The organism is Enterococcus sp. PF1-24 (assembly GCF_029893325.1).
GTDB lineage: Bacteria > Bacillota > Bacilli > Lactobacillales > Enterococcaceae > HY326.
Window position 1 is genome coordinate 43,273 of sequence record NZ_JARXWL010000002.1, and the last position, 22,375, is coordinate 65,647.

Genomic DNA, 22,375 nt, shown 5'->3' on the forward strand with positions numbered 1-22,375 from the left:
AAGAGGTGAATAAATATGGGAAAAAGATTAACAAAATCAAGAAATAACGTAGTGCTAACTGGTACTTTAGGTGGGATTGCTGAATATATTAATATTGATCCAACTATTGTGCGTTTAATCTATGCTTTCATTACTTTTGTGGGAATTGGTAGCCCAGTGTTACTGTATATTATTTTAGCGATGATTATTCCTAAAGGTGATAAAAGAAATAGTAACTACGGACATAGTAATCCTTATTACCAAAATAATGATTACCGCAAAAATACACAAAAAACTACGCCTCGTAAAGAAGCCGAAAAAGTTAATGATGATGATTGGAGCGATTTCTAATGAGCTACTTCCAGCGGTTGATTGTTAATACATTAACCTTCGTATCCATGGCGGTCATTTTCCCCAACATGGTCTTTGTAAGTGGCTTTGGAACAGCGATTATTGCTAGCTTCGTGTTATCTTTGTTAAATATGTTGGTGAAACCCGTATTGACAATTTTGTCTTTACCTTTTACGCTAATCACTTTTGGACTGTTTAGTTTTGTGGTAAACGCAGCAATGTTGCAATTGACGTCATTTTTCGTAGGATCAGCTAAATTTGGTTTCGCTACTTTTGGTGCTTCAATTTTAGTTGCGATTGTTATGTCGATTGTCAATTCAATTGTTAGTGAGCATACTTTATCAAAGTATCAGGATGAAAAATAGTAACAATTTTTTGATAGAAAAGTTTTAATAATGATTAGGGTGAACCATTTAGTCTTGGCTGCTTATTAAATCCAAATTGAATTTGGAGAACAGCGGGACGAATGATTTACCCTTTTTAATATCCCAGATTGATTTTTTCTAGCAACTGCTGTCAGAGAATGGTAAAATAGACAGTGATATAATTGGAAAAGAGGGATGTTAATGACAGAAATTGTCACGGTCAAAGAGATTGTTAAAAGACTTTCATTAGAAGTGGTTACTGGCAGTCCGGCTAGTTTAGAGAGAAAAATTACGACTGGTGAGATTTCACGGCCCGGTTTAGAGCTAACAGGATATTTTAGTCATTATTCTCATGACAGAATTCAATTGTTAGGTAATAAAGAAAATAGTTTTGCTCACCGCATGATGCCAGAAGAACGTTTAATGGTATTACGACGGATGTGTAATGAAGAAATGCCTTGCTTTATGATTTCACGGGGATTACCTGTTTCGGATGAATTAATTCAAGCCGCTAATGAACATGATATTGCGGTATTACGCTCATCAATTTCTACTTCACGTTTAGTCGGTGAATTGACAACTTATTTAGATGGTCGTTTAGCACCACGAACAAGTATTCATGGCGTATTAGTAGATGTTTATGGACTTGGTGTATTGATTCAAGGAGATAGCGGCATTGGTAAAAGTGAAACTGCCTTAGAGTTAATCAAACGAGGTCATCGTTTAATCGCTGACGATCGGGTAGATGTTTATCGCCAAGATGAATTTACTTTAATGGGTGAACCACCGAAAATTTTGGAGCATTTAATTGAAATTCGTGGAATCGGCATTATTGATGTGATGAATTTATTTGGTGCCAGCGCTGTTCGTGGTCCGATGGAAGTTCAACTAGGGGTTTATTTAGAGAATTGGTCGCAAGATAAAAAATATGATCGCCTAGGCTCAGATGATCGCGTAGTTGAAATTGCTGAAGTTAAAGTGCCACAAATTCGTATTCCGGTTAAAACGGGTCGAAACGTAGCGATTATTGTGGAATTAGCTGCCATGAATTTCCGAGCAAAAACAATGGGATACGACGCAACAAAAACTTTTGAAGCGCGTTTGACTGAATTAATTGCTGAAAACTCTAAAGAATAAAGAATTAAAAATTAGTGATTAAAATTGGGGCGGTCATTAGCTAATCATCGTTAAAAATAGTTAAATTACAGTCAAGTGATAGCACAGAGGAATCAATAGTGAACTTTGCTGTAATTTTAAAACTAGCAAACGATGAAAACTAATGATTTAGTCCTATTTTAGTTTAAAAATTATAAATGTAGAAAAACTGGTAGGGCCTGTAAATGGGATTTTTAGCTACGGTTTTATTAAGGATGTGTAAAGATTGTTTTTAACAACGATTAATCGAGTCGCTTTCAAGCTTTTTGGTTTAGAGATTTACTGGTATGCGATTTTGATTGTTACAGGGATTATGGTTGCCGTTTGGTTAAGTGGTCGTGAAGCTGTTCGAGTTGGTTTAAAATCGGACGATGTTGGCGATTTTATGCTGTGGGGTCTTCCGATTGCGATTGTTGGTGCTAGACTCTATTATATTTTGTTTGATTTGCCGACTTATTTAGCGAATCCGATGGAAGTTTTTAATATTCGTTCAGGGGGCTTAGCGGTTTATGGCGGTTTGATTGCTGGGGCGATTGTCATTTTTTTCTTTACTCGCTATCGCTTTATTTCAACTTGGACCTTTTTAGATATTGCAGCACCAAGTGTTTTAATTGCTCAGGCCTTTGGGCGCTGGGGAAATTTTACTAATCACGAGGCTTATGGCCCAGAAACAACTCGCAGTTTTTTAGAGAAATTACAGCTACCTAATTTTATTGTGGATAATATGTATATCGATGGTGCTTACCGCCAACCGACTTTTCTATATGAGTCTGTCTGGTGCGTATTGGGCTTTATCCTGATTTTATTTTTACGAAAGAAAAGTGGCTTTTTTAAAGAAGGGGAAGTTTTCTTAAGCTATTTAATTTGGTATGGTTTAGGGCGCTTCTTTATTGAAGGCTTACGGACTGATAGTCTGTACATTTTTGGTATTTTACGAGTATCACAATTGCTTTCTTTACTGTTATTTGTTAGCGGTATTGCTTTAGTTGTTTATCGTCGTAAAAAAAATAAGTCATTAAAAGATTATAACCGGACTTATGGCAATGACCAAAAAATAATTTAAATTGTTATTCAAGAAATTCTCTTTATGTTATGATATTGATTAAGAGAAACTTACAAGTGATTTTTACTTGTTAAAAGTTGTGATGGAGGTCTTTATGAAACAAAAAATAGCGGTATTAGGTCCTGGTTCTTGGGGGACAGCCTTAGCGCAAGTCTTAGCTGAAAATGGACATGATGTCCGAATCTGGGGTAATTTACCAGCACAAATAGATGAAATTAATACGTACCATACGAATCGTCATTATTTACCTGATTTGAAAATTCCTGACACCATTCGTGGAGAAAAAGAATTGGCTGATGCAATTGCTGATGTGGATGCGGTATTGTTTGTGGTACCTACTAAAGCTACTCGCTCAGTTGCTCGCGAATTTGCGGCTAAAGTGAAAAATCAACCGTTGATTATTCACGCCAGCAAAGGTCTTGAGCAAGAAAGTCATAAACGAATTTCTGAAGTTTTAATAGAAGAAATTCCTGATGAAAAACGTCAAGGAGTTGTGGTTTTATCAGGACCAAGTCATGCTGAAGAAGTTGCAGTTCATGATATCACAACAATCACAGCAGCTAGTGAAGTAGAAGCTGATGCTAAATATGTGCAAGATTTATTTATGAATGAATATTTCCGTATTTACACTAATACTGATGTAATTGGCGTTGAAACCGGCGCAGCTTTGAAAAATATTATTGCTATTGGTGCCGGTGCAATTGCAGGTTTGGGTTTTGGTGACAATGCTAAAGCGGCGATTATGACTCGTGGATTAGCTGAAATTAGCCGTTTAGGCGTAGCAATGGGCGCCAATCCTTTAACTTTTAGTGGTCTAAGTGGTGTCGGTGATTTAATCGTCACTTGTACCAGTATTCACTCTCGTAACTGGCGAGCAGGGAATTTATTAGGTAAAGGTAAAAATCTCGATGAAATCCTTGAAAACATGGGGATGATTGTTGAAGGCGTAGCGACTACCAAAGCCGCTGTTGAATTATCAGCTAAAATGAATATCGAAATGCCAATTACCCAAAGTATTTATAGCGTACTTTATGAAAATAAAGACGTAAAAGAAGCCGCCCGCGAAATCATGCTAAGAGACGGCAAAGTCGAAAACGAATTTGTGTTGTAATAAGAAAAGTGGAGAAACGTGTTCTGCACCCGAGTAAAGTGCAAAAATAAATTATAGCGGTGATTTGTACCGCGAATTTCTTTTTCACTTTGTCGAGTGGTGCAAAGTTTCGTAGCTAGATCAGAAGAAAAGCGGAAGGCATTGTTCTGCACCCGAATAAAATGCATAAAAAAATTATAGCGGTGTTTTTGTACCGCGAATTTATTTATCATTTTATTGAGAGGGGCAAATGCCTGCAGCTAGATCAAAGGAAAAGCGGAAAGGGCTCGTTCAGCTCATGAGCAAAATGCAGGATTAAATTATAGTGGCGTTCTCTGCCACGAATTTCATTCTCATTTTGTCGAAGAGAGCTAGCCCTTGCAGCTGGATCAAAAGAAAAGTGGAGAAACGTGTTCTGCACCTTAATAAAGTAAAGAAGTGAGGGAAATCATATGAAAGTAAAAAAAGCTGTCATTCCAGCCGCTGGTTTAGGTACCCGATTTTTACCAGCAACTAAGGCTTTAGCTAAAGAAATGTTGCCTATCGTTGATAAACCAACGATTCAATTTATTGTTGAAGAAGCTTTAAAATCTGGCATTGAAGATATTTTAATTGTAACGGGTAAAGGAAAGCGCCCAATTGAAGATCATTTTGACTCAAACGTTGAGTTGGAATTAAATTTAAGAGAAAAAGGCAAAAAAGAGCTGTTAAAATTAGTGGAAGAAACAACTGATGTTAACTTGCACTTTATTCGTCAATCTCATCCTAAAGGGTTAGGTCATGCGGTTTTACAAGCCAAAGCTTTTGTGGGAAATGAACCCTTTTTAGTAATGCTAGGTGATGATATTATGGATTCTGAAATTCCATTATCTAAGCAATTAATTAATGATTATGAAGAAACTCATGCGGCGACTTTAGCGGTCATGAAAGTACCGCATGAAGATACTTCAAAATATGGTATTATTAATCCTAATGGCAGAGTAGCTGACGGGTTATACAATGTTGAAAATTTTGTTGAAAAACCTAGTCCTGATAAAGCACCTAGTGATTTAGCGATTATTGGCCGTTACTTATTGACGCCAGAAATTTTTGATGTTTTAGAAAATCAAGAACCTGGTGCGGGCAATGAAATTCAGTTAACCGATGCGATTGATACATTGAATAAAACCCAAAGAGTTTTTGCACGAGAGTTTACTGGCAAGCGTTATGATGTGGGCGATAAATATGGCTTTTTAAAAACCAGCATTGAATATGGTTTACAACATCCAGAAGTGAAAGATAATTTAAAAGCTTTCATTATTGAAACAGCAGAACGCTTAAATGCTGAAGATACACCTGAAAAATAAATTTTTTTAGCGAGATTGAAAAATTTAGTTCAATCTTGCTTTTTTTGTAGGTTAGTTCTTTGGCTTTTGCTTAGCAACTGGTATAATGGAAATAAGTTAATAATAGTGTTATCTTAAATGAAGAAATTTGATGAATGAAGGGAGTTTCTGATGATGACTGTTGGAAGTGCCGCTGCTTTAATGGCAGCAACTGCTTTTGTTGTATTAGTAATCTTTATTGTTCGTTTATTAATGCAAGTTTCAAAAACTATGACAAAAGTTGATAAATTAGTCAATGAAGCCAATACAACTATTACGGTAATCACAAAAGATGTCGATGTTTTATCCCGACAAGTGGAAGGATTATTAGTGAAAAGCAATGAGTTACTAGAAGATGTTAATGGCAAAGTAGCAACAATTGATCCTTTATTTGAAGCCGTGGCTGATTTAGGAGAAAGTGTTTCAGAATTAAATCATTCTAGTAAAAAATTAGTACGGAAAGTAAGTTCAGTCGGTAAAACTAGCTTGCAAAATGGCGTAGCTAGTCAAGTAGGTAAAACTGCTTATAAGTTTTTCAGAAAACGTAAAACGGAAGAGGTTTAAGTAAGTTTGCTTAATAAGCTAGCAGCAAATTACAGTTAGTTCTTTTAAAATAAGATTGTGAGGGATTAATTATGGCAAAGAGAAGTGGATTTTTATTAGGTGCAGTAATTGGTGGAACAGCGGCTGCCGTTGCAGCTTTGTTATTAGCACCAAAATCTGGTAAAGAATTACGAGCAGATTTAGCAGATAAAGCCGATGATTTATTGGATATGTCAAATGACTATACTGATTTTTTGAAAGAGCAAACAGCTGTTGTCAGCGAAATTGCCAAAGAAAAAGCAGCGTTAGCTTCTCGTCAAGTGGGCGATTTAGCAGAAACTGTTAAAGATAAAACCGGTGATTCTTTCCAATCAGCTCAAGGAATCTCTAGTGAAATGTTAGATACTTTGAAAAAGCGTAGCAGCGATTTAACTGAACGTTTCAAAAAAACTTCTGCTGAATTATCTGAAGAAGCCGAAGAATTAGCTGATGTCGCAGGTAGCACGACGGAAGATATCGTGATTGACGTGCAAGATACTTTTGGCGGCATGGCGGATGCTTTAGAGCAAGGAACAGAAGAAGTTAAATCAGTTGTGGATGAAGCTAAAGAAAAAGTAAAAGCTGAAACTGAAACAGAAGCATAGACTTTTAAAATTGAAGCATTAGTTAAGATTAATTAATGCTTCAATTTTTTGATAATGGTTAATTTGTAAGGAATATTGGTGAATGGTTTTGTCATTAAAAGAAAAAATTATTGCTGAAAGTCAGCGCTTAGGAATTGATAAGATTGGTTTTGCTACGGCTGAGCCTTTTTTGCATTTAGAGGAAAGTTTAGAGATGCAAAAAAAGTTAGGTCATACTTCTGGTTTTGAGCATCCCAATATTGAAGAACGAATTTATTTAGAGAAAACTTTTGCAAATCCTCAATCAATTATTGCGATTGCTTTGGCCTATCCAACTAAAGCACACTTTGAAGTTCCTCGTGATGAAAAACGGGGACAATTTGCTCGTGCTTCTTGGGGACAGGACTATCATGCTATATTACAAGAAAAACTGGCAGCTTTAGTGAATTTCATTAAAGCTCAAGGGGAATTGCTTGAAGCAAAAAACGATTGGCAATTTAAAATCCAAGTGGATACTGGTGAAATGGTGGATGTAGCCGCCGCCCAACGAGCTGGCTTAGGTTTTATCGGTAAAAACGGCTTGCTGATTACCGAAGAGTTTGGTTCTTTTGTTTATTTAGGAACGATTGTCACCAATATTAAATTTGCTGCTGATACGCCGGTTACTAAAGGTTGTGGTGATTGCCAGCGGTGTATTCAAGCTTGTCCCACCAAGGCTTTGTTAGGGGATGGCTGTATGAATGCTCAAAACTGCTTATCTTACCAGAGCCAAACTAAAGATTTCGTGCCTGTTGCTTTTCGTAAAAAAATGCGCAATGTTATTTATGGTTGTGATATTTGTCAATTGGTGTGCCCTTATAATCAAGGGAAAGATTTTCATTTCCATCCGGCTATGGAACCCCAAGTTGATGAAGTTTTCCCAAAATTACAACCAATGTTGACGATAACTAATAAAGAATTTCAACAACAGTTTGGTCATTTAGCAGGTTCATGGCGGGGAAAAAAAACTTTGCAGCGAAATGCACTGATTACGTTAACTAATTTAGGGGATTTTTCTGCGTTACCAACAATTGTTCACTGTACGAAAGATTCACGACCAGTGATTCGCGGAACGGCAATTTGGGGAATCGGTAAACTAGGACGAAAAGAGCCGGAAATTTATTTAGAACTTTTGGCAGAGTTAAAGAAGAAAGAAACAGAAGCCAGTGTCTTAGCTGAAATTACTTTAGCTGAAACTGCTTTACGAGAAAAATTAAAATAAAAGGATTTTATGACAGCTGTTAGTAAGCATCATAAAATCCTTTTTTGTTATTGGATGATTAATAAATCTTTCGGTGTTTTTGTAAAAGGAATACAGCCGTCCTTCGTTACCGCCACGCAGTCTTCAATGCGTACGCCAACTTTATCAGGAATATAAATCCCTGGTTCAATTGAAAAACACATACCTTCTTCTAAAACTAAATCATTTCCTTCGACAATCGAAGGATACTCATGAACAGTTGTACCAATGCCGTGGCCTAAGCGGTGGTTGAAATATTCGCCATAGCCGCGATTGGTAATCACATCACGAGCGATTTTATCCAACTGAGCAGCCGTAATTCCTGGTTTAACAGCAGCTTGGGCAGCTAATTGTGCTTCTAAAACAGTTTCGTAAATTTCTTTTTGGAAAGCAGTTGGTTCATGGAAAGCAACGGTTCTGGTAGCATCACTACAGTAACCTTGCCAGATGACGCCTAAATCAAACAGGACTAGCTCGTTTTGCTTAACAGCTGTTTTTCCCGGTGTTCCGTGGGGACTAGCGGCATTTTCCCCAGCTAAAACTAAAGTATCAAAAGACATCGAGCTTACACCGTTACGCTGTAAATGGTAGTGAATTTCAGCGATAATTTCTTCTTCGGTGGCACCAGCTTTGATAGCTTTAAAACCAACTTCAAAAGCCACATCTGCCCAATCACCAGCAGCTAACAGCTGTTGAATTTCGGTTTCAGATTTAATCAGTAATAATTTTTGCATAAAGGGCGTAATATCAACAGAAAACTTAGCATCAGGAAAAGCTGCTTGCAAAGCTTCAAATCGTTGCACCGTTAAATTATCTTTTTCTAAGGCGAAAATGGCTGGTGCTTTAAAACGTTGTTGAATTTCTTTTTTAATCAATTCATAAGGTTTTTGATTATCTAAATAGCCCACCACATCATAAGGCCAGCCACTGTTTTGGGCGTCAGTTACTTCTAAAGCTGGGGTAAAAAGGAACGGTGGTTGATTAGCTGAAACGAATAGCGCCAAAACCCGTTCATGAGGTTCGCTAAGATAACCAGTAAAATAAGCAATATGTTGAGGTTCACTAATATAAGCAATGTCAGCAGATTGACTAGCTAACCAAGTTTGTAATTGTTTAATACGGTCGGTATACATCATTTAAATCCTCCAATTCATCTTTCGAAAAATATTTAGTATTAAGTCTTTTATAACACTTTTTAAAGGAAATGCAAACTTTTCGCTGAAATAATTCATAAAAATGAAAAAGAAAACAGCATTTTCATGAAAATAGAAATAAAACGGTTGCAAAATTAGATATTATTTGTTATATTTAAAATAATAAGAAATGTAAACCTTATTTTCTGAAAATCATAAGTGATTTTTACTTATCAAAATATGTATAATTTTTTAAAGAACTAGGCTATTTTGTTGCGAGAATTTGACTAAGAACTAGATTTTTTTTATTTTATAGAGACTAGCTGTTTGATCATTTGCTTAAAAAGACTTAGCTGTATAAAAAAATGAAGGAGCGTTAAAAAATGGAAAAACAAACAATTACTATTTATGATGTCGCAAGAGAAGCTGCGGTTTCCATGGCTACTGTTTCACGGGTAGTTAATGGCAATCCTAATGTTAAACCAGCCACTCGGAAAAAAGTTTTGGAGGTTATTGATCGTTTAGATTATCGACCAAATGCTGTTGCTCGTGGTTTAGCTAGTAAAAAAACAACCACTGTTGGGGTTATTATTCCTGATGTTAGCAATATGTTCTTTGCTTCTTTAGCTCGTGGGATTGATGATGTTGCTACTATGTATAAATACAATATTATTTTAGCAAATTCTGATAGCAATGATTTAAAAGAAGTGAACGTTTTAAATAATTTGTTAGCAAAACAAGTGGATGGGGTCATCTTTATGGGCCACCGCATTAGCGATGAAATTCGTGGTGAATTTTCACGTTCAAGAACACCGATTGTTTTAGCTGGCTCAATTGATCCAGATGAACAAGTGGGTAGTGTAAATATTGACTATACAACTGCTACTAAAGATGCTGTCGATGTTTTAGCTAAAAATGGCAATAAAAAAATTGCTTTTGTTAGTGGCGCGTTGATTGATCCAATTAACGGTAAAAACCGGTTATCTGGTTATAAAACAGCGTTAGAAAGCAATGGCTTAAAATATAGCGAAGGCTTAATCTTTGAAGCGAATTATCAATTTAAAGACGGCTTAGCTTTAGCAGAACGCATTCTTAATAGTGGTGCGACAGCGGCTTTTGTAACTGATGACGAATTAGCGGTAGGAATTTTAGACGGCATGTTAGATGCTGGCGTAAAAGTTCCTGAAGATTTTGAAATCATTACTAGCAACAACTCTTTACTGACTGATGTTGTTCGCCCGCGTTTAACTTCAATCACACAACCTTTATATGATATCGGTGCGGTTGCGATGCGTTTATTAACAAAAATGATGAACAAAGAAGATATCGAAGAAAAAACAGTTATCTTACCATATGGTATTGATACTAAAGGTTCAACTAAAAAATAATAAAATAAAGGCAAGCTAAGATTGAAAAATTTTAGCTTGCCTTTTTTGTGCTTAAATTGATTTTTGTGATTTTAAAGGTTGCAGCATTAGATATAAATTAAAACTAAAAAGAATAGTTAATGCAGGGAAAATTACTAATTCGCTGACCGAGATGGCTGCACCAGCAACTAACATGGCAAGCGCCATAGCGTCAATCGCTAATAATAAAGTAATCCCTTTAATGATAATGATTGGTGTTAGTAAAGAACCAAGGGGCTTTTTTTGTAGTAATAAAATACCACTGATAATACTTGCGGGGACAACAATTGCTAAATCAAGCGCTTGAATAGGTAAAGTTGTATAATGTTCAAGGGTATCAGGAATTTCTCCAGATAAACTAGGAAAGATGCGACCTAACCACATTATAGCAATTAAACAACCTAATAAAATTGTTGAATAGCCTAAATATTTTCTTGCAGGTATTTTTGAAAAGTAGTTGTTAACTTTTGTTAAGTCAAATGAAGTAAAATTAATGATAAAGCCATAAAAAGCTAAACCCATAAGTAAGATAAAAATTAAAAAGAACCGATTATACATGGCTACAAAACAATAAGTGGCATAAGAATAAAGAAAATAAGCTAACGTTCCTGTTAAGAAAAATTTTCCGATTAATGAGCCATTATTACTTAAGTGTAAAGCAAATAATAAAAATGGGATAGCAATCAATAAGGTTACCCAATCTTGTGCTTTAACTTGGGCGGCCATTGCAAGGGATTCATTGTGATATAAGCCTTTACCATAGAGCGTGATAATTTCTCCGTGGATAGAAGTAAAGGTTTGATTTTTATTTATGGCTTGATTAGAAAAAATTCCATAAATTGTAGCAAAGGCTGCTAAAACAGCAATCGAGATAACAATGAACTGATTGATTTTTTTTAGATTCATAATAAATTCCTTTCGTTTTTCCTAATTAAAGTAGTAAGTAATAAGCCTAATGAAATTGTGAGAATATCTATCCCAGTTCGTAAAGCTAAATCCACTAAGTTAAAATCAAAGACTAACAACATAAAACTGTTAAAGAAAAATAAATTTGTGGCGTAAAAGGTAATGCCAAGTAGGATTGGCTGTTTAAATTTACCGCTATCTTGAGCTTGTTGGCTAAACCATAAAGTGACACAACTAGCAACGCTCCCTGTAATGAAAGCCCAAAGCAGTGTTTTTGCTGGTTGTGTTTCAAAAGCTGAATAAATAGTAAAAACTTGATAGAGGGCTAATCTGCCTAGCAAAAATAATATTGTCGGAAAAAGGCAATTGATAATTGATAGTAAGTGCGTTTTTTTCTTATTAACTAATTCATTTGGTTGTACATTTTCGGGAAAAAACAGCTCTAACAAAAAGCCCATAACTAATAACGCCAAACTATCAACTAATACATAGGCGAAACTATCCCAGAAAAGAGAAACAGCATGAGGAAGAGGTTCAAATAAATAACTGGACCAAAGAATACAAAAGATTAAAGTGAACTTCAACTTGATTTTATTTTTCTTGAGGACCTTACTAACCAATAGAATCAGGCCGGCTAGTAAACTATAAGTAAGCAAAGACAAAAGGCTAAATGCAAAAGGTAAAGTTCCTTTTATAACAAAAACACTAGCTTTTAAAACAGTTTGACTACTGTTAGGCATGATTAATTGAAGGGCAATACGACAACAGGTAGTAATGAAGGCAATCATTACTATTTTTAACAATTTGTTCATAGGAATCTCCTCAATCGGTTTAGTAACTAGTTACCATTTACATTATAGCAACTAGTTACTATAATGTAAATAAAACTTTGCCTTGATGGAGGAATTTATGGAGATTAGTGATTTAATTCAAAAATTTAAAGATGAAAGAAACGATGAAATTAGAGGGATTTTTGCGAGTATTTTTATTTTACAAAATCGCTTGCAAACAATTTTTGATAAAACAGACGAGCAGTTAACTCTAAAACAATTTATGTTATTAACGATGATTAAATATTCTAATGAAAAAACGACATATACCCAACTAGGTAAACTGTTAGGTTCTTCTCGTCAAAATGTTAAAAAATTAGCAGTTTCCCTTGAAAAAAAAGGTTTTGTAACAATTGAAGGGGAACCACAAAATAATCGTAATACGGCAATTTCCTTAACAAAAAAAGCTGAAGAATATACTAAAACTGTTTATGAAACCCATACAAAAAAGTTACAAAGTATTTTTATTGAGTATTCTGATGAAGAAATTCAGTTATTTTATAAGATGATTACGAAGCTGTATTCAGGAGTTGAAATAGCAGAAAAGATTCAATGATTGCCAGTATTTTTTTCTTTTGAGAGAAACAATTCAAAATTTTTTACTGGTACTTTGAAAAAAATTGCGGTATAATACTGTCAAATAGAAAATGTTTCCACGAAGAAGTGGCGACTGATTCTAAAAAATTGAATAAACAGTAAATCACTGATGATTTATTTTATAAAAGCAAAGAGGCTTAGAAGTTAATGATAAATTAACTTTTAAGTCTCTTTGTCTTTTTTTGTAAAAAAGATGTAAATACTTTAGAAAAAGCGGGTGAAATGATGATTGAAACTTCATATTTTATTTTAAGTAGAGAAAAAGAACCACAATTACATGAATTAATCGAGGATTTTGCGATTGCGGTCGATGTAGGGATGTTTATTTTAGATATAAAAGGACAACAAAAGTCAGAAAGCTTCAATTGTCCAGCAAATTATCAACTTAGAAAAGAAAGCAATGTAGTCAACACTCAGTTGCAACAAATGATTGCTTTAGTGAAAAAAGGTGAAATTCAGGAATATCGTTGTCATTCAGGAGCAAAACTAATTCCCTTACCTGTGTACATTAATAACATTTTAGTTGGCTTTGTCATGTTGCTACAAAAACTTAACTGGTTGCGGGAACAAGAAAAGCAATCAGAGAGTTTATCTAATGAGAGAACAGAGAAAATGACTAATTTATTTATTAAAATGACTAGTAGCACTTTAAATAATAAAAATAGTGCACGCCGTTTAGAGGTTCGTCATATCACTGAAATTAATGATTTAAAAGAAAATTTCACTGAAAAAGAAGAAATTATTAAAGCGACAAAATATATTAAAGAAAATTTATCTCGTGGCATTTCTTTGGAAGAAGTCGCCAATGAAGTTTATTTAAGCCAATACTATTTTAGTAAGCTATTCAAAAAAGAACTAGGTATGAATTTTGTGACTTATTTAAATTATCAACGGGTGATTTATGCGAAAGAATTGTTGGTTCACTCCCAAATGACAGTTGAAGAAATCAGTAAGCGGGCTGGTTTTTCACAAACAAGTTATTTCTGTAAGATTTTTAAAGGAATTGTGGCGGTTTCGCCAGCTAGCTATCGTAAGCAAGTAGAAGCTAGTGAAGCTTCAAGAAAAGTCGTCGCTTTATAAAAGATAGAAAGGACAGATTTTATTATGAAAATTTATACTAAAACTGGCGATAAAGGAATGACAAAGTTAGTTGGTGGGGATTCGGTGGCTAAGGATTCCGATCGTGTAGAGAGCTATGGCACAATTGATGAGTTAAACTCTTGGGTTGGTTTGATTGTTGCTGAGTTGCCAGCAAAGGAAGTAAGTTTAGCCGAAGAACTACGTACCCTTCAACAATTACTTTTTGATTTAGGGACGGATTTATCAACACCAGCCAGTGCTGGTCGGCCATTACGCTTATTGCCAGGGGCTGCTACTTGGCTGGAAAATAGAATTGATGTTTATACGGAGGAAGCGCCAGATATTGATCGTTTTATTTTACCAGGAGGTTCTAAAATCGCTAGTATGTTGCATGTTGCTAGAACGATTACCCGACGAGGCGAGCGGATTATTGTTCGTTTAAGTTGGACGGCTTCTTTAAATAAAGAAATCATCATTTTTGTTAATCGCTTATCAGATTACTTTTTTGCAGTAGCCAGAGCAGTTAATGCTAGAGAAAATAAGTTAGATATTTTTTATGAAAGAAGTGAACAAGTTTTTCATAAAATAAAAAGCGATGGGTTGTAAATCGCGATTGTTAAGTAATTTAGTGTTATTTTAGGAAAAAATTAAATGGAAACCAGTGAAAATCTGGTACGGTGCCGCCACTGTGAGGGAGTTTATCCTAAGTCAGATCTTTTTAATTTTTTTCAATAATGGGCAGACTGTTTCGTTGCAAAACAGATGTTTCTCCAAATAATTTGTTACGGCAAAAAAATATAGCCCAATAAAAAAATAGTTAACTAATTACAGGAAATAGAGATTAAATAATCTATGGCTAATTAGCTAACTATTTAACCAGTATTTGTACACAGATGTACATCTAAGGGGGATGGGCTAGTCTTTCAATGGAGAAAGAGTAAACAAGTACGTAGAGGTACTGCTTGCTCCCTAAAAAATTGCCAGTCGCCAGTTGTCAGTTCCACTTACCAAAATAGTGAAATGATATACAGCTACAGCATAAGAATCAAACTAATACTTTAAATGAACAAGGAGGAAAAACTTTTGGAGACATTTGCTATTACTACCAAAATCTGGTTTGGTGAAAAGGCTTTGCAAGGTTTAACGACCATTAATAATCAAAAAATATTTGTAGTTGCCGATCCTTTTTTAACAGAATCTGATGGGATTAAAGAAATTGTTAAGCATCTTGAAGGAAATCAATATTTGATCTTTGATGATATTATTCCTGATCCACCAATTGATAAAATTATTGCTGGCATTACTGCTATGAACGATTTTCAAGCGAATAAAATTATTGCAGTAGGCGGTGGTTCAGCAATTGATGCTGCTAAGGCTATGAAATATTTTAATAATAAAATTGCCGATAATCAGGTGGATTGTTTTATCGCTATTCCGACAACGAGTGGTACTGGTTCTGAAGTAACGAATTTTTCAGTGATTACGATTCCGCAAACTGCTACTAAATATCCTTTAGTTACTGATGAAATTCAACCGGATATTGCGATTTTAGATACCGATTTAGTGATGGGGGTACCGCCCAAAGTAACTGCTGATACAGGAATGGATGTTTTAACGCATATTATTGAAGCTTATGTTTCAACTAAAGCAACGATTTTTTCTGATGCCTATTGTGAAAAAGCGATCAAGCTAGTATTTGATTATTTAGAAACGGCTTATTGTGAAGGAGAGAATCGTGAAGCCCGCAGCATGATGCATTTAGCTTCTTGTTTAGCAGGAATTGCCTTTAATCAAGCTTCTTTAGGGATTAATCATAGTATTGCCCACGCAACTGGTGCAAAACTTCACGTGCCACATGGTCGCATGAACACTATTTTAATGCCAGCAGTCATTGCCTGTAACAGTCAGTTGGCAGCAACAGGTGCGCTAGAAAATTCAGCAGCTAAAAAATATCAGCAACTAGCCAATCTTTTAGGAGCAGAAACAAATAATCCGCGTGTGGGTGTGAACTATTTAATTCGAAAAATTGTAAAATTGCGGAAGGCTTTAGATATGCCGGCAACTTTATCTGAATTTGGTATCGAAAAAGAGCAAGTTAGCAGTTTAATTCCGGAAATTGCAGAAGCCGCTTTAGTAGATGGCTGTACTGCAACAAATCCACGACAACCAACGATTAGTGATTTACAAGAGATAATTAAAGAGATTCTTTAGGAGATATTTTGACTAGCCACAAAAAATATTTGACAGCCTTTTCAATCTGCCATATAATCTAAGTAGCACAATGAGGTGCTCCAAAAAAATAAGAGCAACGAAGCTCCTTAATAGAAAACTTATGGGATAGCCATGTTTTTTATTTTGGAGCTTTTTTTGTTAGTCTAATTACCAGGGAAGATAAATTATAAAATTACCATTTTAATACTAATTTTTTTAGTTTATCTGAAAAAACTTTTAGATACTTTTGCATTGACGGAGCAGTACTTATTGATTAAAATGAATCAAAAGTAGCTTATGATATGATTTTCTAATAAAGCGGTGATTTTTTTAAAATAACAAATTTAATCTTATAGTTTTTTCAAAGAAGAAGAACTATGATAGAAAAAAGCGCTATTGTAAAGAATCTCTGCTGACAGAAATAGTATATAAATTATTTTTGAGGAAAAAATGATAAGGACGTGAAGGAATGAATGGCAGAATTGTTGTAGTCGATGATGAACCTATTACTAGAGTTGATATTTGCGATATTTTACATGGCGCTGGCTACGAAGTTGTGGGCGAAGCTGCCGATGGTTTTGAAGCAATTGAAATTTGTAAGAAAACACTTCCCGACGTAGTTCTAATGGATATTCAAATGCCGGTATTAGATGGGCTAAAAGCGGGAAAAAAGATTATCCAAGATCAATCTGCTAATAGTATCGTATTTCTTTCTGCATATAGCGATACTGAAAATACTAGCCGAGCCAAAAAACTTGGTGCAATTGGCTATCTAGTTAAGCCATTGGATGAAAAATCACTCATTCCTACCTTAGAGATGAGTATTGCTAGAGGGCAAGAAAATCGTGAATTATTAAATGAAATTGAAAAATTAAAAATGAAATTAGAAGAACGCAAAGTGATTGAAAAAGCCAAAGGAATTTTAAGTAAAGAAAATAATCTAAGCGAAGCTGATGCTTATCAAATGATTCGTAAATTGAGTATGGATAAGCGTTGCCCGATGAGTGAAATTGCTGAATTGATTGTGATGAGCGATGAATAAAGAAGCTGAATTAATCCGACTTTGTCGTGACTATAGTTCCTTGAGTGATAGTGATATCCAAGAGTTATTAAATGCCGCTCAACAAGTGGAAGAAAATTTAGGTTATCAAGATATTGATGTTTTTATTGATATTTATAGCGATGTAAAAAAAGCAGCATTAGTTGTTTATCATAAGCCACCAAAAATGAAAGCTTCTCTTTATCAAGAAGTAGTCGTTGGTCGAGATGCTTTGTTGGAGAATGAACCTGGTGTTTTACGAACTTTAGAAACTGGTATGAATTCAGTCAAGCTGATGGCTTTAAGCCAAGAAGCAGTCTTGATTCAACAGTCCGTTTATCCTATCAAAAATCAAGAGAAAACAATCGGCGTGACAATTTTAGAAAAAGATTTCGCTGAAGAATTTGTACGAGTGAATAACAATATTATTTCTGATAAGATGGATCAAATTCAATCTTCAGAAGCTTTGAATCATCTAGATGATATTTTTGTCAACCAGCTGCATGAAGCAATTTTAATCTTTGATAACTACGGCTACTTAGTCTCTAGCAATCTGGTAGCGGAACGTCTTTATCGAAAAATTGGCTATAAAGATCAAATTCTCGATATGCACTATGATAATTTGACTTTAGATTATACAACTTTTGATTATACTATGTACCAAATGACTTACGAAAACCCAAATCAACCAAGTGAAATTGAAACGGGCTATTTAAATTACTACTTTATTATTAAAAAGATTTGGATTGAAAATGGTGGTAAACTAGTAGTCATTATTCAAGATTGCACAGATGTTAAAAGTAAAGAAGCTGAGATTATTTCTAAATCGGTGGCGATTCGAGAAATTCATCATCGCGTGAAAAATAATTTACAGTCAATTGTTTCTTTATTGAGGATTCAAGCAAGACGAACGAAAAGTGAAGAAGCTCAAAAAGTTTTACGTGAGAGTGTTTCACGGATTATGGCAATTGCTAGTACTCATGAGTTGCTATCTAAACAAGTAGAAGATTGTGTTTCTTTACATCAAACACTGGATGCGGTCACTTTTAACTTTCGTCATTTGATTCAAAACTCTCGAGATATTGAACTTTCTTTAGATATTGATCGAGATATTCATGTATTGAGTGATGAGATGGTAACAATTTCTTTAATTGTAAATGAGTTATTACAAAATATTTTTGATCATGCTTTTGAAACCAATCAACAAGGTAAAGTTCAAATTACTGGTAAAAAAGATCGCGATTTGGTTTCGATTACGGTAGCAGATAATGGTGTCGGCTTTGATCCTAAAGCCAATCATGGTGATAGCTTAGGATTGATGATTATCAACAGCTATGTCAAAGATAAGTTAAAAGGTAAAATTAAAATTGAATCAAGTAAAAATCAAGGAACGATAACTTGTTTTACTTTCAGAATAAACAACATTGACGTTGTTTAGCAATTAAGCAAAGACGCTTAAAAAAGTTCGAGAGCAACCCTCTCCTTTTTTAAGTGTCTTTTTCTTTTTATCAGTTATTGAAAAAATTAAAGGTGGTGAGATTTTGGCAAAAGAAAAAATGTTAACTGTCGGCATTGACTTAGGAACATCAACCACACAATTAGTTTTATCAGAGCTAACGGTTGAAAACTTTGCGTCCGTATTTACGGTACCGCGGATTTCAATTTCTGAAAAAAAGGTTGTTTATCGTAGCGAGATTATTTTTACACCATTAATCAATCAAACCGAAATTGCCGATGAACCAATCAAGCGTTTTGTAACGGAAGAGTATCAAAAAGCTGGTATCAAAAAAACAGATATTCAAATGGGCGCAGTAATTATTACGGGTGAAACAGCGCGGAAAACCAATGCTAGTAAAGTTTTAGAGGCCCTTAGTGGTTTTGCCGGTGACTTTGTAGTAGCGACAGCTGGCCCTGATTTAGAGAGTATTATTGCTGGCAAAGGAGCAGGCACGCAACAATTATCCAAAGAACATAAGGGAGCTGTTGCCAATATTGATATTGGTGGAGGAACTAGTAATTTAGCAGTCTTTAAAGATGGCGACACAGCTGATACTGCTTGTTTTGATATTGGTGGACGTTTAATTAAATTAGATCCCAAAACCATGGTGGTGACTTATATTGCCCCTAAAATTCAAGAAATCGTTGCAACTTTAAAGCTTCCCATTACTTTACAACAAAAAGTGACAGTTGCTGATTTAGAAAAAGTCGTTCAAGAATTAGTATTAGTTTTAGAAAACAGCGTTGGCATTGGAGGAAAAAGTCAATTTTATGACTTATTAGTAACCAATCATGGCTTGAAATTGGAAAAAGAAATTATTTCTTTAACCTTTTCAGGTGGCGTTGCGGATTGCTTAGCTGAAAATTTAAGCGATAACCTTTTTGAATATGGAGATATCGGTAAGTTGTTAGGTTATCATTTGCGACATTCCCGTTTGTTTACGGAAAAGCAAGTTTTACATTCACTTGAAACGATTCGAGCAACGGTAGTTGGAGCGGGTTCTCATACCGCTGAAGTTAGTGGTAGCACAATTGCTTATACAGAAGAAATTCTGCCGATTAAAAATTTGCCAATTCTGAAAATTGCTAAACAAGATGAAACTTTAGCAGCTAATGAAATGGCACAGACAATTCAAGAAAAATTAAACTGGTATCGCTTAGAGGAAAATACCCCGCAAATTGTTTTAGCAATTGAAGGGTTAAAAAATCCTAAGTTCAGTGATATTCAACGTTATGCAGAAGGCATTGTCAATGGTCTTCAAGATTTAGTGAAAGAAAAAATTCCATTGATTGTGAGTGTTAAAGAAGATATGGCAAAAGCTTTAGGTCATAGTATTTTTGCTCATTTACCGCAAGACTATCCCTTTGTCTGCATTGATTCGATTGTGGTAGAAAATGGCGATTATATAGATATTGGGCAACCCGTTGCTGAAGGAGCGGTTTTACCAGTAATTGTTAAGACTTTAGTTTTTAATTAACACTACTTTATTATTGGGTACTAATTTTAAAAAATTTATAAATAGATGAATAAATGAGGAGTGAAAGATTAATGATTTTGAAAACAAAGCTTTTTGGTAAAACTTATGCATTTCAAACTGTTAAAGAAGTTTTAGCCAAAGCCAATGAAGAAAAATCTGGGGATAAGTTAGCTGGCGTTGCCGCAACTAGCTCAGAAGAAAGAGTTGCTGCAAAAGTTGTTTTGTCACAGTTGACTTTAAATGATTTATTTAACAATCCTGTGGTGCCTTATGAAGAAGATGAAGTTACTAGAATTATTATTGATCAAGTGAATTTAAGAATTTTTGAGTCCATTAAACATTGGACGGTGGAAGAGTTACGGGAATGGATTTTATCTGATAAAACCACTGATTTTGATATTAAACGAGTAGCTCGTGGTTTAACTTCAGAAATGGTAGCGGCTGTTTGTAAATTAATGTCAAATCTTGATTTAGTTGTTGGCGCTAAAAAAATTAAAATTGAAAAAACTGCTAATACGACAATTGGTCGTCCAGGCACATTTTCAGCGCGACTACAACCTAATCACCCAACTGATAATGTCGACGGGATTATGGCTTCTGTGATGGAAGGTTTATCTTACGGTGTGGGAGATGCGGTGATTGGATTGAATCCGGTTGATGACTCCACTGAAAGTGTTGTCCGCATTTTGAATAAATTTGAAGAATTCCGCAGTAAATGGGATATTCCAACCCAAACTTGTGTTTTAGCTCATGTAACCACTCAGATGGAAGCGATTCGTCAAGGCGCACCAACTGGGTTAGTCTTTCAATCAATTGCTGGTTCTGAAAAAGGCAACACCGCTTTTGGGATTAGTGGCGATTTAATTCAAGAAGCCAAAGATTTAGCGATTCAACATGGTCAAGCAGCTGGACCTAATGTTATGTATTTTGAAACAGGTCAAGGTTCTGAGCTATCTTCTGAAGCGAACTTCGGAGCTGACCAAGTAACCATGGAAGCTCGTTGTTATGGTTTTGCTAAAAAATTCGATCCATATATCGTTAATACGGTAGTAGGTTTTATCGGACCAGAATATTTATATGATTCAAAACAAGTTATTCGTGCCGGCTTGGAAGATCATTTTATGGGTAAATTAACCGGAATTTCAATGGGTTGTGATGTATGTTACACCAACCATATGAAAGCTGACCAAAATGATATGGAAAACTTAATTGTTTTATTAGCAGCAGCAGGTTGTACTTATGTTATGGGCATTCCTCATGGGGATGATGTTATGTTGAATTATCAAACAACAGGTTTCCATGAATCAGCAACGATTCGTGAAATGTTTGGATTAAAACCAATTCGTGAATTTGAAATCTGGTTAGAAAAAATGGGAATTATGGAAAACGGCAAGCTAACTGATATTGCTGGCGATGCATCATTATTCTTAAAGTAAGAGAGGGTGAAAAGAATGAAAGAACAAGAAATTAAACAAATGGTAGAAACCATTTTAAGTGAATTAGTTGGGAAACAAGCGATTGAAGCTGACAGCGCAACAGAAACATTACAATTAGTTCCTGAAGTAAGCTGTGAAGTGGAAGAAGGCTTTTTACCTGACATCACTGAAATTGATTTACGGAAACAATTACTAGTACCTACACCCAATGACAAAGATGGTTATTTGAAAATGAAATCCTACACACCATCAAGATTAGGTGTGTGGCGTGCTGGTCAACGTTATATGACACAGTCTATTTTACGTTTTAGAGCAGACCATGCGGCCGCTCAAGATGCAGTTTTCTCAGATGTACCGGTGGAAATCATTGAAGAAATGAATTTTGTCTCTACAAAAACGATTTGTGAATCAAAAGATGAATACTTAACTCGCCCTGATTACGGTCGTGTTTTTGATGAAGAAAATGCTGAAATTATTAAAAAGCATACAAAACGTGGTGCTAAAATTCAAATGGTAGTGGGTGACGGTTTAAGTTCTGCAGCGATTGGCGCAAATATTAAAGAAATTATTCCTTCTATCAAGCAAGGTTTAAAAATGTATAATCTTGATTTTGATGAAGTAGTTTTTGTGAAATATTGTCGGGTACCTGCGATGGATCAAATTGGTGAAATTACTGATGCGGATGTTGTTTGTTTATTAGTTGGTGAGCGGCCTGGCTTAGTAACTGCAGAATCAATGAGTGCTTATATCGCTTATCGCCCAACTGTCGGTATGCCAGAAGCTCGCCGCACAGTAATCTCTAATATTCACAAAGGTGGTACGCCAGCAGTTGAAGCCGGTGCTTATATTGCTGAATTAATTAACAAGATGCTTACCAAGAAAAAATCCGGTATTGACTTAAAAGAAGCAGAATAAATTTTGTAAAAAAATAATACCTTAAAACGAACGAG

General features: G+C 35.1%; 22 protein-coding genes and 1 riboswitch. Of the genes, 19 read left to right on the forward strand and 3 right to left on the reverse strand.

The features are described from left to right. Positions 1–15: 15 nt before the first annotated feature. From M2139_RS01160 to queG, 9 genes are all read left to right on the forward strand, one after another. On the forward strand, positions 16–330 hold the full coding sequence (locus tag M2139_RS01160) for a PspC domain-containing protein (protein ID WP_280737044.1): 315 nt from the start codon (positions 16–18) through the stop codon (positions 328–330). Then, a complete protein-coding gene (locus M2139_RS01165; RefSeq protein WP_280737043.1) occupies positions 330–695 on the forward strand; it encodes a phage holin family protein in 366 nt (121 codons plus the stop codon). Before M2139_RS01160 ends, M2139_RS01165 begins: the two co-directional genes overlap by 1 nt. A 201-nt stretch (positions 696–896) precedes the next feature. Then, the gene (gene hprK, locus M2139_RS01170; protein WP_280737042.1) at positions 897–1,832 is read left to right on the forward strand and encodes an HPr(Ser) kinase/phosphatase; all 936 of its coding nucleotides are present in this window, start codon (positions 897–899) and stop codon (positions 1,830–1,832) included. Positions 1,833–2,076: 244 nt separating this feature from the next. Beyond that, positions 2,077–2,913: a prolipoprotein diacylglyceryl transferase gene (gene lgt / locus M2139_RS01175; protein ID WP_280737041.1), complete on the forward strand. Its 837-nt coding sequence runs from the start codon at positions 2,077–2,079 to the stop codon at positions 2,911–2,913. Positions 2,914–3,007: 94 nt separating this feature from the next. Continuing rightward, positions 3,008–4,024, forward strand: coding sequence for an NAD(P)H-dependent glycerol-3-phosphate dehydrogenase (locus M2139_RS01180; RefSeq protein ID WP_280737040.1), 1,017 nt, complete (start codon positions 3,008–3,010; stop codon positions 4,022–4,024). Positions 4,025–4,455: 431 nt separating this feature from the next. Then, positions 4,456–5,349 carry a UTP--glucose-1-phosphate uridylyltransferase GalU gene (galU, locus tag M2139_RS01185; protein ID WP_280737039.1) on the forward strand — a complete coding sequence of 298 codons (894 nt, stop codon included), beginning with the start codon at positions 4,456–4,458 and terminating at the stop codon, positions 5,347–5,349. A 153-nt stretch (positions 5,350–5,502) separates the two neighbouring features. Then, a complete protein-coding gene (locus M2139_RS01190; protein ID WP_280737089.1) occupies positions 5,503–5,931 on the forward strand; it encodes a DUF948 domain-containing protein in 429 nt (142 codons plus the stop codon). A gap of 71 nt (positions 5,932–6,002) precedes the next feature. Beyond that, complete coding sequence (locus M2139_RS01195; protein ID WP_280737038.1) at positions 6,003–6,554, forward strand: YtxH domain-containing protein; 552 nt, start codon at positions 6,003–6,005, stop codon at positions 6,552–6,554. A gap of 82 nt (positions 6,555–6,636) precedes the next feature. Continuing rightward, positions 6,637–7,794 (forward strand): tRNA epoxyqueuosine(34) reductase QueG, encoded by a 1,158-nt coding sequence (queG, locus tag M2139_RS01200; protein WP_280737037.1) that lies wholly within the window; start codon positions 6,637–6,639, stop codon positions 7,792–7,794. 47 nt (positions 7,795–7,841) lie between these two features. Here the strand turns inward: queG and M2139_RS01205 are convergent, their stop codons facing one another. After that, the gene (locus M2139_RS01205; RefSeq protein ID WP_280737088.1) at positions 7,842–8,945 is read right to left on the reverse strand and encodes a Xaa-Pro peptidase family protein; all 1,104 of its coding nucleotides are present in this window, start codon (positions 8,943–8,945) and stop codon (positions 7,842–7,844) included. A 383-nt stretch (positions 8,946–9,328) separates the two neighbouring features. On the opposite strand from M2139_RS01205, the gene ccpA reads away from it, so the two are divergent. After that, a complete protein-coding gene (ccpA, locus tag M2139_RS01210) occupies positions 9,329–10,333 on the forward strand; it encodes a catabolite control protein A (RefSeq protein WP_280737036.1) in 1,005 nt (334 codons plus the stop codon). 51 nt (positions 10,334–10,384) lie between these two features. Here ccpA and M2139_RS01215 read toward each other — a convergent pair whose 3' ends face one another. Together M2139_RS01215 and M2139_RS01220 are read right to left on the reverse strand one after the other, a co-directional pair. Continuing rightward, positions 10,385–11,257, reverse strand: coding sequence for a hypothetical protein (locus tag M2139_RS01215; RefSeq protein ID WP_280737035.1), 873 nt, complete (start codon positions 11,255–11,257; stop codon positions 10,385–10,387). Further along, entirely contained in the window at positions 11,254–12,069 is an 816-nt protein-coding gene (locus M2139_RS01220; protein WP_280737034.1) for a hypothetical protein, read from the reverse strand. Before M2139_RS01220 ends, M2139_RS01215 begins: the two co-directional genes overlap by 4 nt. A gap of 97 nt (positions 12,070–12,166) precedes the next feature. On the opposite strand from M2139_RS01220, the gene M2139_RS01225 reads away from it, so the two are divergent. From M2139_RS01225 to eutC, 9 genes are all read left to right on the forward strand, one after another. Then, a complete protein-coding gene (locus tag M2139_RS01225) occupies positions 12,167–12,643 on the forward strand; it encodes a MarR family transcriptional regulator (RefSeq protein ID WP_280737033.1) in 477 nt (158 codons plus the stop codon). Positions 12,644–12,909: 266 nt separating this feature from the next. After that, positions 12,910–13,764: a helix-turn-helix domain-containing protein gene (locus tag M2139_RS01230; RefSeq protein ID WP_280737032.1), complete on the forward strand. Its 855-nt coding sequence runs from the start codon at positions 12,910–12,912 to the stop codon at positions 13,762–13,764. A 24-nt stretch (positions 13,765–13,788) separates the two neighbouring features. Next, on the forward strand, positions 13,789–14,370 hold the full coding sequence (locus tag M2139_RS01235; RefSeq protein WP_280737031.1) for a cob(I)yrinic acid a,c-diamide adenosyltransferase: 582 nt from the start codon (positions 13,789–13,791) through the stop codon (positions 14,368–14,370). A gap of 20 nt (positions 14,371–14,390) precedes the next feature. After that, positions 14,391–14,535: riboswitch (adenosylcobalamin (AdoCbl) riboswitch) on the forward strand. Between the two features lie 312 nt (positions 14,536–14,847). Continuing rightward, positions 14,848–15,975: a 1-propanol dehydrogenase PduQ gene (locus M2139_RS01240; RefSeq protein ID WP_280737030.1), complete on the forward strand. Its 1,128-nt coding sequence runs from the start codon at positions 14,848–14,850 to the stop codon at positions 15,973–15,975. 469 nt (positions 15,976–16,444) lie between these two features. Beyond that, on the forward strand, positions 16,445–17,017 hold the full coding sequence (locus M2139_RS01245; RefSeq protein ID WP_280737029.1) for a response regulator: 573 nt from the start codon (positions 16,445–16,447) through the stop codon (positions 17,015–17,017). Further along, on the forward strand, positions 17,010–18,452 hold the full coding sequence (locus M2139_RS01250) for a sensor histidine kinase (RefSeq protein WP_280737028.1): 1,443 nt from the start codon (positions 17,010–17,012) through the stop codon (positions 18,450–18,452). The genes M2139_RS01245 and M2139_RS01250 overlap by 8 nt, the downstream gene beginning before the upstream one ends. 118 nt (positions 18,453–18,570) lie before the next feature. Continuing rightward, positions 18,571–19,989 (forward strand): ethanolamine ammonia-lyase reactivating factor EutA, encoded by a 1,419-nt coding sequence (gene eutA, locus M2139_RS01255; RefSeq protein WP_280737087.1) that lies wholly within the window; start codon positions 18,571–18,573, stop codon positions 19,987–19,989. A gap of 71 nt (positions 19,990–20,060) precedes the next feature. Then, positions 20,061–21,425, forward strand: a complete 1,365-nt coding sequence (locus tag M2139_RS01260; RefSeq protein ID WP_280737027.1) for an ethanolamine ammonia-lyase subunit EutB — start codon at positions 20,061–20,063, stop codon at positions 21,423–21,425. A 15-nt stretch (positions 21,426–21,440) separates the two neighbouring features. Further along, positions 21,441–22,340, forward strand: a complete 900-nt coding sequence (eutC, locus tag M2139_RS01265; protein WP_280737026.1) for an ethanolamine ammonia-lyase subunit EutC — start codon at positions 21,441–21,443, stop codon at positions 22,338–22,340. Positions 22,341–22,375 lie beyond the last annotated feature (35 nt).

What these genes read in the sequence shown, in the direction of transcription:
- M2139_RS01160 (WP_280737044.1), top strand. Translation starts at nt 16, where the DNA reads ATGGGAAAAAGATTAACAAAATCAAGAAATAACGTAGTGCTAACTGGT.
- galU (WP_280737039.1), top strand. Translation starts at nt 4,456, where the DNA reads ATGAAAGTAAAAAAAGCTGTCATTCCAGCCGCTGGTTTAGGTACCCGA.
- M2139_RS01220 (WP_280737034.1), bottom strand. Translation starts at nt 12,069, where the DNA reads ATGAACAAATTGTTAAAAATAGTAATGATTGCCTTCATTACTACCTGT.
- eutA (WP_280737087.1), top strand. Translation starts at nt 18,571, where the DNA reads ATGTTAACTGTCGGCATTGACTTAGGAACATCAACCACACAATTAGTT.
- M2139_RS01165 (WP_280737043.1), top strand. Translation starts at nt 330, where the DNA reads ATGAGCTACTTCCAGCGGTTGATTGTTAATACATTAACCTTCGTATCC.
- eutC (WP_280737026.1), top strand. Translation starts at nt 21,441, where the DNA reads ATGAAAGAACAAGAAATTAAACAAATGGTAGAAACCATTTTAAGTGAA.
- M2139_RS01245 (WP_280737029.1), top strand. Translation starts at nt 16,445, where the DNA reads ATGAATGGCAGAATTGTTGTAGTCGATGATGAACCTATTACTAGAGTT.
- ccpA (WP_280737036.1), top strand. Translation starts at nt 9,329, where the DNA reads ATGGAAAAACAAACAATTACTATTTATGATGTCGCAAGAGAAGCTGCG.
- hprK (WP_280737042.1), top strand. Translation starts at nt 897, where the DNA reads ATGACAGAAATTGTCACGGTCAAAGAGATTGTTAAAAGACTTTCATTA.
- M2139_RS01250 (WP_280737028.1), top strand. Translation starts at nt 17,010, where the DNA reads ATGAATAAAGAAGCTGAATTAATCCGACTTTGTCGTGACTATAGTTCC.
- M2139_RS01205 (WP_280737088.1), bottom strand. Translation starts at nt 8,945, where the DNA reads ATGTATACCGACCGTATTAAACAATTACAAACTTGGTTAGCTAGTCAA.
- M2139_RS01180 (WP_280737040.1), top strand. Translation starts at nt 3,008, where the DNA reads ATGAAACAAAAAATAGCGGTATTAGGTCCTGGTTCTTGGGGGACAGCC.
- M2139_RS01260 (WP_280737027.1), top strand. Translation starts at nt 20,061, where the DNA reads ATGATTTTGAAAACAAAGCTTTTTGGTAAAACTTATGCATTTCAAACT.
- M2139_RS01215 (WP_280737035.1), bottom strand. Translation starts at nt 11,257, where the DNA reads ATGAATCTAAAAAAAATCAATCAGTTCATTGTTATCTCGATTGCTGTT.
- M2139_RS01195 (WP_280737038.1), top strand. Translation starts at nt 6,003, where the DNA reads ATGGCAAAGAGAAGTGGATTTTTATTAGGTGCAGTAATTGGTGGAACA.
- M2139_RS01235 (WP_280737031.1), top strand. Translation starts at nt 13,789, where the DNA reads ATGAAAATTTATACTAAAACTGGCGATAAAGGAATGACAAAGTTAGTT.
- M2139_RS01190 (WP_280737089.1), top strand. Translation starts at nt 5,503, where the DNA reads ATGACTGTTGGAAGTGCCGCTGCTTTAATGGCAGCAACTGCTTTTGTT.
- queG (WP_280737037.1), top strand. Translation starts at nt 6,637, where the DNA reads ATGGTTTTGTCATTAAAAGAAAAAATTATTGCTGAAAGTCAGCGCTTA.
- M2139_RS01225 (WP_280737033.1), top strand. Translation starts at nt 12,167, where the DNA reads ATGGAGATTAGTGATTTAATTCAAAAATTTAAAGATGAAAGAAACGAT.
- M2139_RS01230 (WP_280737032.1), top strand. Translation starts at nt 12,910, where the DNA reads ATGATTGAAACTTCATATTTTATTTTAAGTAGAGAAAAAGAACCACAA.